The following is a 16,724-nucleotide window of genomic DNA, read 5'->3' as shown; positions in this document are numbered from 1 at the left end:
TTTTGGTGCCTAAATCTCGCACGATGGAGGCATTGATTGGGCACGAGCGCAAAGGAAATAGTGGCGAAATGTTTCCAGCAGAGTGTGTTGAAACGTCGAGGCTGGTTCGTCACCTCGTTTCGTCGCCAAAGTTTCTGGTTGACGACACAAGCGGCGAAGCAGATAACTGCGACTTGGGCGATGACTCCGGAACGGGAGGCAAGGCAGCAGAATCGCTCACGCTGGGGGCTAGTCGTCATGATCGAGACATCAAGGAGTAGACCCGCTGCGCGCCGCAGTGCGGTTCGTCGGGCGTTCACGCTCGTCGAGTTACTGGTCGTCATCGCCATCATCGGCGTGCTGGTCGCGCTGTTGTTGCCAGCGGTGCAGTTTGCCCGCGAGTCGGCCCGTCGCACCACGTGCGGGAATCACTTGCGGCAACTGGTCCTGGGTTCGCACAACTACGAAAACACTTACGGCTATCTGCCGTCCGCTTACGAGGCTCCCAACCTGAATCCCGGCTGGTCGTGGGGCTCAGCTATCTTGCCCTTTGTCGAACAGAAGAATCTGTACGAAGCGGCCCACATGGACACGCAAGCGTTCGGAGCCGGGATCAATCCGGCCCCCGCTGGGCCTCTTACCGAGCTTAAGGTCACTCTCTTTCGCTGCCCGTCGGATAGTGGACCGAGCAAGAATCCCGATCGTCTCGAACATGGCATGTCGAACTATCGCGGCGTCGCTGTCGCGCTGGTGATGGGCGCGTTTGTGGTCGACTACGACTACGGCGGCGTGATGTATCAGAACAGTCGTACGCGGCTGGCCAAGATCACCGACGGGACTTCCAACACGGTGATGATCGGCGAATGCATGTACGACGAAGCCACCGACAAGCGAGCCGCGCTCTGGGCGGGCATGACTGGCCTTCGACCCGCGACGCCGAGCTCAGCGGCTTCGATGTGGGTCAGCGATGTCATGTGGAGTGTCGACGACGCCAGTGCGCACGTGAATGGCCCCGCTCCGCAAGCCTTCAGCAGCCGTCATCCCGGCGGCGCGTTCTTTGCCTATAGCGACTGCTCGGTTCGCTTCTTCTACGAACAGGGCGACAAGAACGTCGTCCGCTGGGCCGCCGGGCGGGATGATGCGAACGACCAGTAGGGTGCGGGAGTCGGGAGTCGGGAGTCGGAGGTCGGAGGTCGGAGGTCGGAGGTCGGAGGTCGGAGGTCGGAGGTCGGGAGTCGGAGGTCGGGACGGGTGCGAGGAAAGTACTCCAGCAGCCGGAACGACTTATTTCTTGTGACCAGACTAGTCACGATCAAATGTACAATTGTCGTTCGGCGATCTTTGAAAATGTGGTGAACAGAAGATAATGGATTGGCGGTTATCTATTGGCTAAGTGTGTGGTTGTGTGTCGTTGAACAGCAACGGTCTGTTGAGGAATTAGGGCGCAGTAGTTTCCCTTGGCTGAATCGGGAGGCCGTGCCATCTGAAGGCAGGCTGGGTAAAATGGGCTGCGAAAAGTGGTTATCAAATGGTTATCAAGAAATCGGGTGATAACGGGAAGTGCCTAGCCGCAAGTGCTTGTCGTGCAGGGGATTCGGTGCGATTTGCGAATCGAAAAAATCAGCGCAAAAAGTTATCAAATCGGAAGCTGGCCGACGAGGTCGAAACCGGATCGGCGGAGGCAGCTAAGGGCAAGGTAGCCAGAGTCTGAACGCCACCCGCTGGTTGCCAGAACTCGGGTGGTGAGGTCGACGAGACGGCGGGCGAACAACCGATGCTGTTCGCCCTGGGGAAGTGTCCAGTGAGAATTCTGGACAAGCCGTGCGACCGATGATTGGGATTACTTCGAGCGGTACTTGTCCAGCATGCGGCCGGGGCTCCCCATTTCGGAGAAGCCGCCGTCGACGTGCATGGTTTCGGCGGTGATCCCTTCCGACATATCGGAGAGGAGGAACGCGCCCGTGCGACCGACTTCTTCGTGGGTTACGCAACGCTGGAGGGGAGACATCTGGTCGTAAACGGTTTGCATGTCACCGACGCCAGCGGCCGAACCCGCGAGCGTCTTCAGCGGGCCAGCACTCAGGGCGTTGACGCGAATGCCATGCACGCCTAGATCGTAAGCAGCGTACTTCATGCAGGAGTCGAGAGCCGCTTTGCAGATGCCCATCACGTTGTAGCCGGGAACGATTCGCTCGCCGCCATAATAGGTGAGCGTAAGAACGGCGGCGCCGTTTTCCGTGACTTCGGAACCTTGCCGTACAGCTGGCTTCAGGATTCCCTTGGCGGCGTTACATACGGCCAGCAAGCTATAAGCGCTGATTTCCATCGCCAGTTTGAAACCTTCGCGACTGGTTTCGATGGTGTCCTTCTTCAGATCGTCGAGCGTGGCGAAGGCAATGGAGTGGAGCATGAAGTCGATCTGGCCGAACTCGGTCTTGGCGAGGGCCATGACCTCCGCAATGTTCTCGTCACTCTGCACGTTGAGGGGAACGAGAAACTTGGCCTTATCGGGAAACTGGTCGATGCACTTTTGGACGCGCATGCGGTTCTTTTTGCGGTCGTCATCAGCCTTATCGGGCAAGTGAGTGAACCCGCAGACGCCACCTTGTTCCATGATGAACTTGGCGATGTACCAGGCAATCGAGCGATCGTTGGCGACGCCGAGAATGAGACCTTTTTTTCCGTCGAACATGCCCATGTGTGAATTACCTCTAGCTGCCAAGTAGCCCGACGCGTCAGCGAGGGAGACTTGTAAGCGGACGTTCCGTTGCCAAAACCCTCGCTCACGCGTCGGGCTACCTAAATTCCAATGCCGCAGAATACCGCAGCTTGCCGAAATCGCCTATGCCAGACTTCTCGAAATGAACACACTCTCGTAGGATGAGCGTTGTCTGCTTGACTACACTTTGCGAGTAAATCGGATCCACATGGCCAAAACTCCCCGTCCGTCGCTGGCCAGTCTCGAGGCCCATCCGGCTCTCGCCGAAACGGCGTCGCAGCTGTTTTATGCGGCGGCACTGGAGAATTCGCCGACGGCGTTCCTCAAACAGGCGTTGCCGCTCATTTGTCAGGCTCTCGGTGGCGACTACCTGGCGCTGGTGAAAGGGGAGAAGGGAAAGTGGCGTGTGTTGGGCTCGTCGGGTCCCGAGCGGCCATTGCCGACTGACTTGCTGGGGGAAGTGCTCGATAGCGACGACGGCCAATTAAAGCGGCAATGGTATGTGACGCCGCTGGCCCCGCGCGGGGGCACGGGCGAGTTGCTCGCCGCGTTTCGCACCTGGACCGAGCGACCCGAACCGGGCGATGCGGTGGTGACGACCGCGGGCTGGCTCAACTCGGCACTCGCGGCGGTGCGTGATCGCGAACGGCTCGATCAACGCTTGGTGCGACTGCAGGCGATTCTCGAAATCGCTGCCCGCTGGCAACAGACACTCGAAATGGCTCCGCTGCTGGAACAGATGGCCGCGACTTCGACGCGCCTGCTCGGTGCCGAGCGGGCGACGATCTTTTTGTGGGACAAAGGAGCCAAGCAACTGATTGGCAGGCCGGCCTTGGGAGTGCAGGGAAACGAACTGCGCATTCCTGACGGGACCGGCATCGTCGGCCAGGTGATTCACAGCGGGCAAGCGCGGCGTGTCGATATGGACGTCGAAGCCGAGCAGGGTGAAGTCGACCGCCGCGTCGATCAACAGCTGAAGTTCCATACGAAGTCGCTGCTGTGCGTGCCGCTGCGAGGTCGCAGTGGCGAACTGTTCGGCGCGTTCGAAGTGATCAACAAGATCGGCGGCAACTTTACCGACGTCGACTTGGAAGCACTGACCGAACTGGCTTCGCACGCCTCCGTCGCCTTAGAGAATACCCAGCAGGTCGAAGACTTGCTCCACTCGCGCAAGCAGATTACCGACGATGCCGCAGGGCGCGTGCAAATGATCGGCGATTGCCCGGCGATTCAAGCCCTCCGCTCGACCGTCCGTCGTGTGGCCGATACGGACCTGGCTGTGCTGATTCTCGGCGAGAACGGCACCGGCAAGGAAGTCGTCGCCCAGATGATTCACTACGGCAGTCGCAGACGGGCCGAACCCTTCGTCGCCGTGAACTGCGCGGCGATTACTGAGACGTTGCTCGAGAGCGAACTCTTCGGCCACGAGAAAGGGGCCTTCACCGATGCCCGCGAAATGCGGCAAGGGAAGTTTGAATTGGCTTCGAAGGGAACGCTGTTCCTGGACGAAATTGGCGATATGAGTCTCGCTGGGCAAGCCAAGCTGCTGCGTGTGCTGGAAGAGAAGATCGTCGTGCGCGTGGGCGGCTCGACGAACATTTCGACGAACGCTCGCGTGCTGGCGGCCACGAATCAGAATCTGGCCGATCTGGTGCGGCAGAAGCGGTTTCGGGAAGACCTGTACTTTCGCCTGAACGTGGTCACGCTCGATATGCCGGCCCTGCGCGATCGCGGAGACGACATCATCACGCTGGCCGAGCATTTTTTACGGCACTTCTGTTTGCAAGCTCGCCGGCGGGTCGTGAAATTCACGGCGGCGGCGAAAAAGCGGCTGCTGATGCATCGCTGGCCGGGTAATGTGCGCGAGCTTCGCAACCTGATGGAACGCCTGGCGTATCTCGCGCCGGAAGATCAGGATAAGCTCGACGCTCCCGACTTAGCTTTCATCTTGTCGCCGGCCGCAACCGCCGCGAGTGCCCTGTCGCTCGATGCTCCGCTGACCGACGCAACCCAGCGCTTTCAAACCGAGTACATCAAGCGGCACATCGAAGCCTGTCGTGGCAACATGACCGCCGCGGCCGAACGACTCGGTTTGCATCGCTCGAACCTGTATCGCAAAATGCGCCAACTCGAAATGGAAGTCGAGGAGGAGGGATGAAGGGTGGAAGAGATGAAGAGAGGAAGGGGAGTGAGAAAATACTCCTTCCTCTTTTATCATTCTGCATTCTGACTTCTTCGTTCTGCCTTTCCCCTAGTCCCTGGCCCCTGACCTCTAACCCCTCTTACTCCCATGGCATTCGGTTTCGGTATTGTCGGTTGCGGAATGATTTCGCGGTTTCATGCGAAGGCGATTGCCGATATCAAAGGCGCGGCGGTTACAGCCTGCTTCAGCCAAACGGCGGAGTCGGCCGAGAAGTTTGCCTCGGAAATTCCGGGTTGCAAGCCGTATCAGGAACTCGACGCCATGCTGGCCGATCCGCGGGTTGATGCCATCAGCATTTGCACGCCCAGCGGTGCGCACATGGAAGCCTGCGTCGCCGCTGCGAAGGCTGGCAAGCACGTGGTCGTCGAGAAGCCGCTCGATGTCACGCTGGCTCGTTGCGACGCGATGATCAAAGCCTGCGAGCAAGCAGGTGTCACGCTGGCCACGATTTTCCCCTCGCGGTTTCATCAGTCGTCGCAGCTTTTGAAGCAGGCGATCGACAAAGGTCGTTTCGGGCGAATGACGCTTGGAGATGCGTATGTGAAATGGTTCCGCACGCAGCAGTATTACGACAGCGGTGCTTGGCGCGGCACGTGGAAACTCGATGGTGGCGGCGCACTGATGAATCAGGCGATTCACAGCCTCGATCTGCTGCTGTGGTTCATGGGACCGGTGAAGGAAGTCACGGCAGCCAGTGCCACGCTTGCGCACGAACGGATTGAAGTGGAAGACGTCGTGGTCGCGACAATCAAGTTCGAGAGCGGCGCCCTCGGCGTGATCGAAGCGAGCACCGCTGCGTTTCCCGGCGAATTGAAGCGAATTGAGTTACACGGCAGCCAGGGGAGTGCTTGTATGCGCGAGGAGGATATCATCCGCTGGGAGTTCGCGAAGCAGACCAAGGCCGATGAAGAACTGCTCGCGCGGATGGCGGGCAAGACGAACACCGGCGGTGGTGCTGCCGACCCGAAGGCCATTGGTCATCACGGCCATACAAAGCTGTTTCAGGACTTTTTGGCGGCGATCAAAAAGGGGAAGAAGCCGCTCATCGACGGGCACGAAGCTCGCCGCAGCGTGGAAGTGATTTTGGCGATCTACAAAGCGGCAGAGACCGGCAAAGCCGTGCAATTGCCACTGACGAAAGATCCCACCTGGGCGAATCGCAAGAAGAGCAAGTAGCGATGCCGGCTGGCGAAGGCCGTCTTGAATCGTCATAAATTGCTGAAAATTACTTCAGCCACTTATTGACAAAAGATCGCCACCACGAGCTAATGGCGGGATGCTCTCTCAAAATTTGGTGGCCGAAGTGTGGGCCTTGCGACGCGATGGCGCGATGCAAGGTGCGGGACGCCGGTCGCGACGGGGCTGTTCAAGAACCAGGCCGGTTATTGGACAAAAAGAGTAAGAGACAAAAGTTGCCTGAGAGTCGCAAGTGAAACGGTTGCAGCTACTTCCGGCAAAACTCGAGAATCAGTACGTGTCCAATAACCCACGAGTTGTTGGACATTTTGAGCAGTGCGAGTAGTCGGTCCACAAGCTAGTAGGTTGCTACTTCGGCGGCCGACATAAACGCTTGACTCAGTGGCGCTGGTACACCGGCAAACTGCTTGGTGGTGGCGGGCGGTTCGGGTAGTGCGCCAGGAGTGCATTGGAGCCAGAGCTTCATCAGTTCGGGCACGCTGCTGACATTCAGCTTGGTCATCACATTGGTGCGATGCTTTTCCACTGTCTTGGGGCTGATCGTCAGGCGATTGGCAATGCCCACCGTGGTGGTCGCCGCCAGCAGCAGATCGAGAACTTCCCGCTCGCGGGCCGAGAGCGTGGTCAGCCGCGCGGTTCGGTTGTGCAGGCGGTGCTTCGTCTGCTCATCACCGGCCATGGCACGAGCAATTTTGCGTTGCACGATTGGGCCTTCGAAGGGCTGTTCGAGAAAGTCGCAAGCGCCTGCCTGCATGGCTTCGACAACTTGCGGCGTGGACGGCCACGGATGCGTGGCGACGACGGGGACCGACCAGTAGCGACGTCGGATGTCGAGAATCAGTTGCAAACCACTTAAGCCAGGCTGATCGAGATTGACCAGCAGACACTCGACTTCTTGCGGGCGATATCTCGCAAGGAAGCTCTCCGCACTTTCGTACACTTGATGCCGCCATTCGTACTGATTGGCGATCTGCGTCAAGCTGTTGCGCGAGAGAGGATTTGCGTCAACAATATGGAGGTACGTGAGCTGGCTCAAGACCGGACTCCTTCTGCCCAAGGATTCCCGACACGGGTGGTAGATCGAGATGTATCGCAGAAAATTGATGGATTGCTGAAATCGCATTCAAGCTTGCGATAAGCCTCTAGTTCTAAAAACGCCACTTTCGGGGTGATTCTTGAGAGGCGTTTGTCGTTTGCCGACAGTTCGGCGAAGTCACGCCATGCGCCGCTGGTTGTTGCCATTTGTGCAATGGACTTAGGTGTCAGGGGTATGTCACCCGTGACAGTCTTGCGCTGCAGATTTCACACATAGCCAACGATTGCGTTTGTGTTAACTGTCAATTGCGATCCATGCATATGTAGAGCGCACGGGTTGTTACCCGTGTTTGGCGGTCGTTTGCTTAGGAGCGCCTGCACGTTGTTATAGCGGCACAAATAACAATCAAAGGGCGGCCTGGCACAGGCGAGTGACACTGGGGCAGATTCGTGCTCACTGGCTGAAATCCAGGCCGCCCCTTTTCGAGCACCACTTGCCGAAACAGATTCCGGAGCGTGTGGAAGAGAAGCAGCCGACCAAGGCTGACTGATCGACTGGCTTCCACGTTAGATGCTCTCCGCTGCCTGCCAACGAAGATGGGGGATTTCCCTATTCGACCGCTCTGCTGACGAGAAGGAATTTCCTGCCGACGGCCGTCCGGGCTATCCGTAGTGGCAGCGTAGAGTTCGATGGCCGAACAGCGGTTGCTCCTTTGGCCAGGCAACTCCGTGTAGGAACGTATTCCTTGACTACTCGCAAGCGCGCAGCCACTAGCACCAAGCCGCGGGGCAATCCGCCAGCCGATCCGCTCGCTGCTGCATCAGCAGCGAGCAGCCACCGTGGTCCGGCGGTTCATGGTGCGGCGGTTCATAGTTCTGCGGCGCATAACGGCAATGCGACTCAGCGCGGCGAGCTTGCCTGGCAACTGATGCTGCGGCGGTTGCCGGCGCTGGTGTGGACGACCGATTGCGAATTGAACATTGCCTCAGCAGGTGGGAGCGGCGGAGACTTCGGTCGCGACTTGCAAGCGCTCGTGGGTTCGCCCATCAGCAAGTGCTTGGGCGAAGACCTGACCGGCGATTCTCCCCTGATTGTTGCTCACGCCAAAGCGCTCCTCGGGCAAGCTTCGTCCCTCGATCATATTTTTCGTCGCAAGGCGTATCGTCTGTACCTCGAACCTCTGCAGGTCGATGGCGACATTGTCGGTTGCGTGGGAATGGCGATCGACATTACCCCACGCAAGAGCCACGACTTTGTGATTCACAATGCCTGGCCACCCCAGCATGACCAGGACGATGCTTCGAGCCGCGGACAGATCACTCAGCGATTGACGACCGAGGTGGAGGATCGTCGCTTGGCGGAACAGGCCCTGCGGGAGAGCCACGACCGCCTGGTGCAATTGGCGGCCAGTATTGACTCGGCATTTTGGATTGAAGATCGCACGAGCAGCGCGCCGGGCCGAGTGATCTATCTCAGTCCTGGTTACGAGAACATCTGGGGGCACTCGACCGAAGAGGTGTTGCGACTTGATCAGCACGCGATCTGGCACGCCGTGCACGAAGATGATCGCGAGCGTGTGCAGGCGTTCTTAGACATCGATCAAACGAGCCCCTCCCCGACGGCTGACTTTCGGATTCGCCGCCCCGATGGTGCCACGCGCTGGATTCGAGCGCGAGCCTTCCCGGTGTTCGATGCCACCGGCAAGGTCGAACGGGTCGCAGGCGTTGCCGAAGATATTACCCGCCGGAAAGCCGATGAAGATCGCGAACGCCGTAGCGAGCGACTGGCGACGCTCGGCAATTTTGTCGCGGGCATTGCCCATGAGATTAATAACCCCCTCGGTGCCGCGCTCGCGGCCACGCAAGCCGCGCTGCGGTCGTTGCCAGCTGACTCGCCAGCAGTGCTGCATAGTTGCCTCGACAACTCGCTGGGGAGCATTCGTCGCTGCACTCAGATTGTGCGGAGCCTGCTGCGGTTCTGCCGAGACGAGCCGGCCAGTCACAACGAATTCGACCTGCGCGACGTGGTCGCGGCCGCCGAAACGATCACCCGCAGTTACGCGTCGGAGCGGAACTGTCAGATTGAAGTGCAGCCTGCCGATCAGCCTCTCCCCGCCCGTGGCAGTCCTCTCGAAGTGGAACTGGTCTTCGTCAACTTGCTGCGCAACGCCATCGAAGCCGGTGCGCGGAGAGTTTCCGTTCGCTGCGGTCTGGTCGATGGGCAGATCGAAGCCTGTGTGACCGACGATGGCTGCGGCGTTCCGCGGGAGCAAGCATGGCGATTGGGTGAGCCGTTTTTCACCACGCGACAGAAGAGTGGCGGCACAGGCTTGGGACTGAGTGTGGTGCACAGCATTGTCCGCGAACATAACGGCCGGATCGACTTCATTCCTCAAGACCGCGGCACCTTGGTCCGCGTGTTGTTGCCGCAGATTCGCCAGGGAGATTTCGTCTCGTGATCAATACCCCTTCGTTTCCAATTCCCATGCTGCGCCACGTGAAGGTGGCGAGCGATGAACCCTGCGTGCACTTGGTGGATGATGACCACCACTTTCGTACGGCGATTGAACTGCTGCTGTCGACGAGCGGGATTGTCAGCAAAGGCTATCACTCGGCCGAGCACTTCCTCACGATGTACGCGCCTCGAAAGATCGAGTGCCTGTTGCTCGACTTGCGCATGCCGGGGATTGGCGGCGTGGAACTGCAACGCGAACTGCACCAGCGGCATATCAGCATGCCCGTGATTGTCATTTCGGCCTTTGCAGAGACTCCGTCAGTCGTTGCCACGATTCGCAACGGGGCAATCGACTTTCTGGAGAAGCCGATTGAAGAAGCGGCCCTGATCGAGAAGGTGAACAAGGCCCTGGCGACTGATCGGAGCCGCAAGGCTGAGTCGGGCGATCTGCACTTGCGATTGCACCGCCTCAGCGATCGCGAGCGGCAGGTGATGCAAGGCTTTCTCGACGCCAAGACCACGCAGGAAGTGGCCCGCGAATTGGAGATCAGCCCGAAGACCGTCGAGAAGCATCGGGTCCGCATTTTCGACAAACTGGAAGTCGCGAGCATTCCGGAACTGATGTGCGTGCTGGCCCGGCAGAAAAGATAGGCGTCCTCGATTACACTTTGCGTGTATGGGTGTATTCGTAGCTCTCTACCGCGGCATTAACGTCGGCGGCAAGCACTCCATCAAAATGGAGTCGCTCCGCGCGCTGCACGAACGTCTCGGGCATCGCGACGTGCAGAGCTACATTCAAAGCGGTAATGTCGTTTTCTCTGCGAGTGGCACCGTCGCCGCGATCACGAAGAAGCTGGCCGCAGAGTTTGCCAGCGAGTTTAGCTTCGCCGCCAAGATTGTCGTGGTCGAGTCCACACGCTGGCTGGAGATTGTGAAGAACAATCCGTACAGCAAGTTCGCAGTCGCAAATCCCAAGTTGGTTCATCTGGGGGTCTGCGAGGGCGAGCCCAGTGCCGCAGGACTGCAAGCTCTGCTCACCAAAACGGGCGGGACCGAGACCTTCACGATTGGCAAAGGGATCGTCTACTTGCATGCACCGGATGGCTTTGGAACTTCGAAGTTTGCCGCTGGCATGGAAAAGGCTTCCGGCGTGCCGATGACGGTTCGCAACTGGCGAACCGTTGAAGCGCTGCAGGAAATGATTCAGGCGGTGGGCTGAAGATTTTGGAGTGATGAAGGCGCGTCGTCTGCGGTTAGCGATAGAGTCTGGTCATTGTCGCTGTAAACTAACCACGAATCCGCTCCTGCCACCCAAATCGTCTCGTGGTATGATGCAACGCAAGGAGCTTGCGAGCGCGATGAGAATTATTCTGGCTGCCCCCCGTGGGTTTTGTGCGGGCGTGAACATGGCGATCGAGAGCTTGGATCTGGCGATTCAGGCCTTCGGCACGCCCGTCTACGTCTATCACGAGATTGTGCACAACAAGTACGTCGTCGAGACCTTTCGCGACAAGGGCGCGGTCTTTGTCGACCACTTGGAAGACGTGCCCCCTGGCTCCACTCTGTTGTTCTCGGCCCATGGTGTGTCGCCAGCCATTCGTCAGTTGGCGAAGGACCGGCAACTGCGAGCCATCGATGCCACTTGCCCGCTGGTGACCAAGGTGCACCTTGAAGCGATTCGCTTTGCCAAAGACGGCTATACGATCTTCCTGATTGGCCACGAAGGACACGACGAAGTGATCGGTACCATGGGTGAAGCGCCGGCGGCGATCATCCTGGTCGAGACCGAAGAGGATGTTAACTCGCACAGCTTTCCCGCCGATGCCAAGCTGGCGTTTCTCACGCAAACGACACTGTCGGTCGACGATGCCAACCGGATTATCAACTGCCTGAAGGCTCGCTTTCCGCAGATTATCGGCCCACCGAAAGAAGACATTTGCTACGCCACGACCAACCGCCAAGAAGCGGTTCGCACCTTGGCCGCTGAAGCCGATCTGGTGTTGGTGCTCGGCAGCCAGAACAGTTCGAACAGTCAACGGCTGCGCGAGCTGGCAACCGAACATGGTGTGGCGGCGTATTTGATCGATGGCCAAGCCGATGTCGACGATGCCTGGTTCGAAGGGGTCGAGACGGTGGTGATGACCGCTGGCGCCAGTGCGCCGGAGTCGGTCGTGCAGGAATGCGTCGAATACCTGCGCGAGCATTTTCAAGCCACAGTGGAAGTTCGCACCTTGCGCCTGGAAGACGTGCACTTTCCGCTGCCGCGCGAGCTACGCGGGCTGGCAATCAGCAAAGCGTGACACGGTAGAAATCCACTATGAACTACATGCAATTCATTACTATTGAACCGAGCAAACGTGGTGGACAGCCTTGCATCCGCAATCTGCGAATTACCGTGCGGGACGTGCTTGAATATTTGGCAGGCGGGATGACGGCAGAGCAGATTCTCGCGGACTTTCCTGATCTGACAATCGATGACATTCGCGCCTGTCTAGCATTTGCCGCTGATCGTGAACGTCGGCTGTGGGTGGTGCCCGCCGCATGAAGGTACTGTTCGATCAAAACCTGTCTCATCGTCTCGTGGGACTCCTGGTCAAGGAGTTTCCTGGATCGACCCATGTTCGCGATGTGGGCCTTGCTGCGGCATCGGATGCGGACGTATGGGATTATGCCGCTGCCCATGCACTAGCGATCGTTTCGAAAGATACCGATTTTCAACAGCGGGCACTCCTATACGGGCATCCTCCCAAGGTAATCTGGCTACGGTTGGGCAATTGCTCGACTGACGATGTCGCGAACCTACTGCGTTCGAGACTGCCAGACATTGAGGCGTTCGCCAGCGATGCGACGGCATCGTTCCTTGTGCTTTCGTAGCTTTTGTATTGACACGACCGTTCAGCAGACGCTCCCACACTGTGATATTCTGCGGCGACAAAACTCTCCTTCCTTGCCGTGAGAAACGTGATGCCCTCCCTCTCGCGAATTGCATCTGCTGGTCTATTCGTCGCTGGTTTGCTTATCAGCGCGGGGGCTATTCCCAGCGGGGCACAAGAAACAAAGCCCGCAACAGTTCTTGATCTGCCCGGCTCTGGAACCGACGAGAAGGCGATCGACTACTCAAAATTGCCACTGCTCAAGGGGCAGCACGCGGTCATTTGTGCGACCACGCCCGAGTGGAAGTTTCAGCTTCACAATTACCTGCTACATCACGAAGGCAAGTTCTGGTGCATGTGGAGCCATGGGCCCGAGGTCGAAGACTTGCCGACGCAGCACATCAGCTTTGCGACCAGCGAAGACGGGCTGAAGTGGAGCGAGCCGAAGTCGATCACGGGGCCGCCGCCCGAAGGTTACGCGTACATCGCCCGCGGACTCTGGGTACGCGAGGGCGCACTGCTGGCGCTCGCGGCCTTCTACAAAGGGAAGGGAGCATTCGGTGTTAACAAAGAACTGAAGCTGCAAGCGTATGCGTGGGACGGAAAGAGTGCGGCTTGGAAGTTGAAAGGGATTGTCGCCGACAATGCCATCAACAATTTTCCTCCGCAGCGATTGTCGTCGGGCCAGTGGATGACTACCAAGCGCGATAGCCGCTTCAATGTGTCGATGCTCATCGGCGGACAAAAGTCATTCGACGACTGGCAAGCCTTTCCTGTGGTCGAACGCACCAAGATCAAAGGCTTCAGTCCCGATGAGCCGATCTGGTGGGAAGTGGGTGGCAATAAGAGCGATGCCAACGCCGAGAAGAAACTCGTTGCCCTGTTTCGCGATAACGGCGGTTCGGGTCGTTTGTTCCAGGCCTTCTCGACCGATCAGGGGCGTATGTGGTCATTGCCGGTCATCACCAATTTTCCCAACTCCACGAGCAAGATCTTTTCGCTGCAACTCAGCACCGGACAGCGGGTACTGATCTCGAACGCGAACCCTGGCATCGGTCGCCGTGAACTCCATTTGTCGCTGTCCGACGACGGCCTGACCTTTCGCCGCATGGCCCGCCTCGACATCCCCTCGGCCAAGCCCGCCACGCTGCAGTATCCGCACGCCATCGAACACGAGGGGCACTTGCTGATTGCCTTTTCGCGCAACAAGGTTCAATCCGAGATTTTGAAGGTCTCACTGGCCGAGATCGCGGCCCTTTCAACGAGCAAATAGCTGCTCCCCCTTCTGCCAGGGAGGCCCTAACTGCCATTTCCGTGGTGGACTCGCTCCGGTATGCTAAATCGCTTGAAATCTCTTTACACAACAGGAAATCCGCGGCACCGGCCCGCTCAACACGACGTCAGGCGATGAAACGCGAAGTGGTGATTACGGGCGTGGGAATGGTTAGCCCGATTGGCATCGGTCGCGACGCTTTCTGGGCTGCGCTCGACGAAGGTCGCAGCGGCATTCGCTTGGTCCCCGAACTGGCGGCTGCCGCCGACGTTCCCTTTCGACTCGCCGGGCAATGCCCCGATTTCGACGCCAAGCAGTACGTGCAGCCTCGCAAGACCATCAAGCTGATGTGTCGCGAGATTCAAGCTGCCTATGCCGCGGCAATCATCGCTATGCAGGACGCTGGTCTGGCTAAGGACCAATTCGATCCTTTTCGCCTGGGTGTCGTGTTGGGGAGTGAGATTCTGTACGGCGAGATCGACGAACTGATCGAGACCTATCGCCATTCAATCCACGACGGCGTGTTTCATGCCGGCGAGTGGACGCCGAATGCGATGAAGGATCTATTTCCGCTTTGGATGCTCAAGTACCTGCCGAACATGGCGGCCTGCCACATCGGCATTGTGAATGATGCCCGCGGACCGAATAACAGCATCGTGCAAGGTGGCACTTCCAGCTTGCTGGCCATTCAAGAAGCAGCGTCGGTGATCGAGCGGGGACATGCCGATTTGATGATCACCGGCGGCAGCGGAGCACGCATCGCCTACAGCGGCGCTCCGTTCCGCGGCTGGACTCAATTGACGAACTGGCAAGGTGCGCCGGAAGAGGCAATCAAGCCCTTCGATCGCCGCCGCGATGGTGGCTTGGCTGGTGAGGGTGCCGGCATGTTCATCATCGAAGGTCGCGACCATGCCGAACGTCGCGGCGCGAAGATTCTCGCCAAAATCGCGGGCTGGAGCAGCCGTTTTGAGCCACCCACGCACGACCGCGTGATAACCGGTTCGGGCATTCGGGCCTCGATCTCCGCTGCTCTTAAGTCAGCAAACTTGCAACCGCAAGATATCGGGCACGTCAACGCCAATGCGGGTGGTATTCCCAGCGAAGATCGCATCGAAGCCCAAGCCATTCACGCCGAGCTAGGCGATGTGCCGGTCACTGCTCCCAAAAGCTACTTCGGCGATCTTGGTGCTAGCAGCGGTGCGGTCGAAATGCTCGCTAGCGTGCTTGGTCTGCAACATGGCAGAGTTCCCCGCACCCTCAACTATCAACAGCCCGACCCCGAGTGCCCGGTGAACGTCATCCGTGATGCCTCATTGCCGACCGACAAGCGTACCGCCCTCGTCCTCAGCCAAAACGAAATGGGCGGCGCCGCAGCCATTGTGCTGACGGCGGAATAGGCCTTACCGAGTGCGGGCTTTCACGAGTGTGCTAGGGGAGCGGAGTTCTTTCCGCCGCTCTTTGGGCAGGAATTCACGTTCGGTCAGTTCGGGATCGTATTGCGTCCATGATTCGCGGGCGGCGGGTGAGACAATCTTGCGGAGGACGTCGCCGTCCTGCCATACGGCCGAGTAACCGCCGGTTTGCCAATTGCGTTGGGGCAGTTGTGAGTTGTTTTTGACCATTCGCCAGGCCCGCAACTGATAGCGAGCATCGTCGTGGCTCCAGTCGTAGAACAGCAGTTGATCGAAAACTAAGCGGCCTTGGTCGTCATAAAAGTGGTTGACCTCGACCAGGTCAACACGCTCAGTAGCAACGTCTTCGCGAGGAGAGATCGCGACGGAAGAAAGGGCAATTCCAAGGCTCAGGATCAAGGGATTCACCGGTCACCTCCTTTTAGGGGTGATAGAGTTCTGTTGGCGGTGAAGCCCGGGCTACGCGTTCATTCTCTTGTATCGGACGGATAAATCCGACGCAACATCAAAATTAGCGGCAGCAATACTAAAACGCTTCAAGTTTCTACCGGCTGATTTCGACATGCTAGCGGACGACGTTTCAAGTCACGCCATGTGGCAGTTAATGGATGATGAACCGCCATTAAGAAGCTGGGACCTTTGTGGGATTTATGGCGAAGAATTTCCAGGAATTTCATCCGGCGCATCGAGTGGAGCTCGGTGAGAGTAGCTTACCACCTTCCACTGGCCGTCGTTTTCCTGCTGCAGTCCCAGGGTAATCAGCCGGCGAATGCCTTCGCCGCCAAAGACATCGCCACCCTTGGCAAATGAGCCCGCAGCGATGATGTAGAACTCGACGGAGGCTGTTTTGGGCGGCGTGTTGCCGGTGACTTTCGTGTCGTCGATCTTGCTGATCCGGCATTGGCTGAAGGTGTACTGGGGCAGCTCTGATTCCGCCTGCGCGCGAATATCCGGCGCGGCAGAGTGAATCGAATCGTAGACCGCTTGCCGGTTGTTGGTCTCCAGATCGCGGGCGATACGCACGAGCGTCGCTTGGATCGCCTCACGATCCGAGAGCGTTACGCGCTCGTAGATGACGAGCGCCAGGCCTACGAGGGCGACGATTCCGAGCGCATAGAGAACTTCTTTCTTGCCCGATTGAATCCAGGCCACAAACACGGCGAGGCACACGAAGACGGTTAGGAAGATCAGCAAGGCCGGATTGTATTCATTGTCCAGAATCCACATGGTGCGAGCTCGCGTCAGAAGAGTTGGCAGATGAGAGAGCAGACGAGGGTGCCGCGCGATGCGAGCGCCAGAACAGGATCCAGCCCATCACCGTCACGACAGCTAATAAATACCATAGAGGCTGCAGCGTGACTATTGTTCGCTCCGCCGTCGAGAGCGGCATCGTGGGCTCTTGTCCGTTGAGTTGCTGGGCCGCGCGCGTGCGAGCTTGATACTCCCGCTCGATCTGCGCCTGGCGCGGGCCGAACTTGCCACCGGCGAAAAACAGGGCAATGAGTGCGGCGGTACCAAACAGATAGGCCCAGAACCAAGGCGAGTCTGTCATCGCCGGCCGGGGTTTGCTTTCAACGT

At 58.5% G+C, this 16,724-nt stretch carries 16 protein-coding genes; 11 read left to right on the top strand and 5 right to left on the bottom strand.

Features of this window, described 5'->3' with window-relative positions; translation table 11 throughout:
* Positions 1-87: 87 nt before the first annotated feature.
* Positions 88-1,134, top strand: coding sequence for a DUF1559 domain-containing protein (locus NA78x_RS30455; RefSeq protein ID WP_425616153.1), 1,047 nt, complete (start codon positions 88-90; stop codon positions 1,132-1,134).
* 685 nt (positions 1,135-1,819) lie between these two features.
* Here the strand turns inward: NA78x_RS30455 and NA78x_RS30450 are convergent.
* Complete coding sequence (locus tag NA78x_RS30450) at positions 1,820-2,677, bottom strand: enoyl-ACP reductase FabI (protein ID WP_425616152.1); 858 nt, start codon at positions 2,675-2,677, stop codon at positions 1,820-1,822.
* 229 nt (positions 2,678-2,906) lie between these two features.
* On the opposite strand from NA78x_RS30450, the gene NA78x_RS30445 reads away from it, so the two are divergent.
* Positions 2,907-4,856 carry a sigma-54 interaction domain-containing protein gene (locus NA78x_RS30445; protein ID WP_425616151.1) on the top strand — a complete coding sequence of 650 codons (1,950 nt, stop codon included), beginning with the start codon at positions 2,907-2,909 and terminating at the stop codon, positions 4,854-4,856.
* A 132-nt stretch (positions 4,857-4,988) separates the two neighbouring features.
* Positions 4,989-6,077: a Gfo/Idh/MocA family protein gene (locus tag NA78x_RS30440; RefSeq protein WP_425616150.1), complete on the top strand. Its 1,089-nt coding sequence runs from the start codon at positions 4,989-4,991 to the stop codon at positions 6,075-6,077.
* Between the two features lie 358 nt (positions 6,078-6,435).
* Here NA78x_RS30440 and NA78x_RS30435 read toward each other — a convergent pair whose 3' ends face one another.
* Positions 6,436-7,134 (bottom strand): response regulator transcription factor, encoded by a 699-nt coding sequence (locus NA78x_RS30435; RefSeq protein ID WP_425616149.1) that lies wholly within the window; start codon positions 7,132-7,134, stop codon positions 6,436-6,438.
* A 745-nt stretch (positions 7,135-7,879) separates the two neighbouring features.
* On the opposite strand from NA78x_RS30435, the gene NA78x_RS30430 reads away from it, so the two are divergent.
* The 8 genes from NA78x_RS30430 (at position 7,880) to NA78x_RS30395 (ending at position 15,131) form a co-directional block, all read left to right on the top strand.
* Positions 7,880-9,592 carry a two-component system sensor histidine kinase NtrB gene (locus tag NA78x_RS30430; protein ID WP_425616148.1) on the top strand — a complete coding sequence of 571 codons (1,713 nt, stop codon included), beginning with the start codon at positions 7,880-7,882 and terminating at the stop codon, positions 9,590-9,592.
* Positions 9,589-10,239 carry a response regulator transcription factor gene (locus tag NA78x_RS30425; RefSeq protein ID WP_425616147.1) on the top strand — a complete coding sequence of 217 codons (651 nt, stop codon included), beginning with the start codon at positions 9,589-9,591 and terminating at the stop codon, positions 10,237-10,239. The genes NA78x_RS30430 and NA78x_RS30425 overlap by 4 nt, the downstream gene beginning before the upstream one ends.
* 25 nt (positions 10,240-10,264) lie before the next feature.
* Positions 10,265-10,807, top strand: coding sequence for a DUF1697 domain-containing protein (locus NA78x_RS30420; protein ID WP_425616146.1), 543 nt, complete (start codon positions 10,265-10,267; stop codon positions 10,805-10,807).
* Between the two features lie 139 nt (positions 10,808-10,946).
* Positions 10,947-11,888 carry a 4-hydroxy-3-methylbut-2-enyl diphosphate reductase gene (gene ispH, locus NA78x_RS30415; RefSeq protein ID WP_425616145.1) on the top strand — a complete coding sequence of 314 codons (942 nt, stop codon included), beginning with the start codon at positions 10,947-10,949 and terminating at the stop codon, positions 11,886-11,888.
* Between the two features lie 17 nt (positions 11,889-11,905).
* The gene (locus NA78x_RS30410) at positions 11,906-12,133 is read left to right on the top strand and encodes a DUF433 domain-containing protein (RefSeq protein ID WP_425616144.1); all 228 of its coding nucleotides are present in this window, start codon (positions 11,906-11,908) and stop codon (positions 12,131-12,133) included.
* A complete protein-coding gene (locus NA78x_RS30405; protein WP_425616143.1) occupies positions 12,130-12,462 on the top strand; it encodes a DUF5615 family PIN-like protein in 333 nt (110 codons plus the stop codon). Before NA78x_RS30410 ends, NA78x_RS30405 begins: the two co-directional genes overlap by 4 nt.
* A gap of 90 nt (positions 12,463-12,552) precedes the next feature.
* Positions 12,553-13,734 carry an exo-alpha-sialidase gene (locus NA78x_RS30400; RefSeq protein ID WP_425616142.1) on the top strand — a complete coding sequence of 394 codons (1,182 nt, stop codon included), beginning with the start codon at positions 12,553-12,555 and terminating at the stop codon, positions 13,732-13,734.
* 134 nt (positions 13,735-13,868) lie between these two features.
* Positions 13,869-15,131, top strand: coding sequence for a beta-ketoacyl-[acyl-carrier-protein] synthase family protein (locus tag NA78x_RS30395; RefSeq protein WP_425616141.1), 1,263 nt, complete (start codon positions 13,869-13,871; stop codon positions 15,129-15,131).
* Positions 15,132-15,134: 3 nt separating this feature from the next.
* Here the strand turns inward: NA78x_RS30395 and NA78x_RS30390 are convergent, their stop codons facing one another.
* The 3 genes from NA78x_RS30390 to NA78x_RS30380 form a co-directional block, all read right to left on the bottom strand.
* Entirely contained in the window at positions 15,135-15,554 is a 420-nt protein-coding gene (locus NA78x_RS30390; RefSeq protein ID WP_425616140.1) for a hypothetical protein, read from the bottom strand.
* A 240-nt stretch (positions 15,555-15,794) separates the two neighbouring features.
* Positions 15,795-16,373 carry a hypothetical protein gene (locus NA78x_RS30385; protein WP_425616139.1) on the bottom strand — a complete coding sequence of 193 codons (579 nt, stop codon included), beginning with the start codon at positions 16,371-16,373 and terminating at the stop codon, positions 15,795-15,797.
* Positions 16,354-16,698: a hypothetical protein gene (locus NA78x_RS30380; protein ID WP_425616138.1), complete on the bottom strand. Its 345-nt coding sequence runs from the start codon at positions 16,696-16,698 to the stop codon at positions 16,354-16,356. The genes NA78x_RS30385 and NA78x_RS30380 overlap by 20 nt, the downstream gene beginning before the upstream one ends.
* Positions 16,699-16,724: the final 26 nt, after the last annotated feature.

This window comes from Anatilimnocola aquadivae, assembly GCF_049819085.1.
Lineage (GTDB): Bacteria > Planctomycetota > Planctomycetia > Pirellulales > Pirellulaceae > Anatilimnocola.
This window is presented reverse-complemented; position numbering and strand designations above follow the sequence as displayed.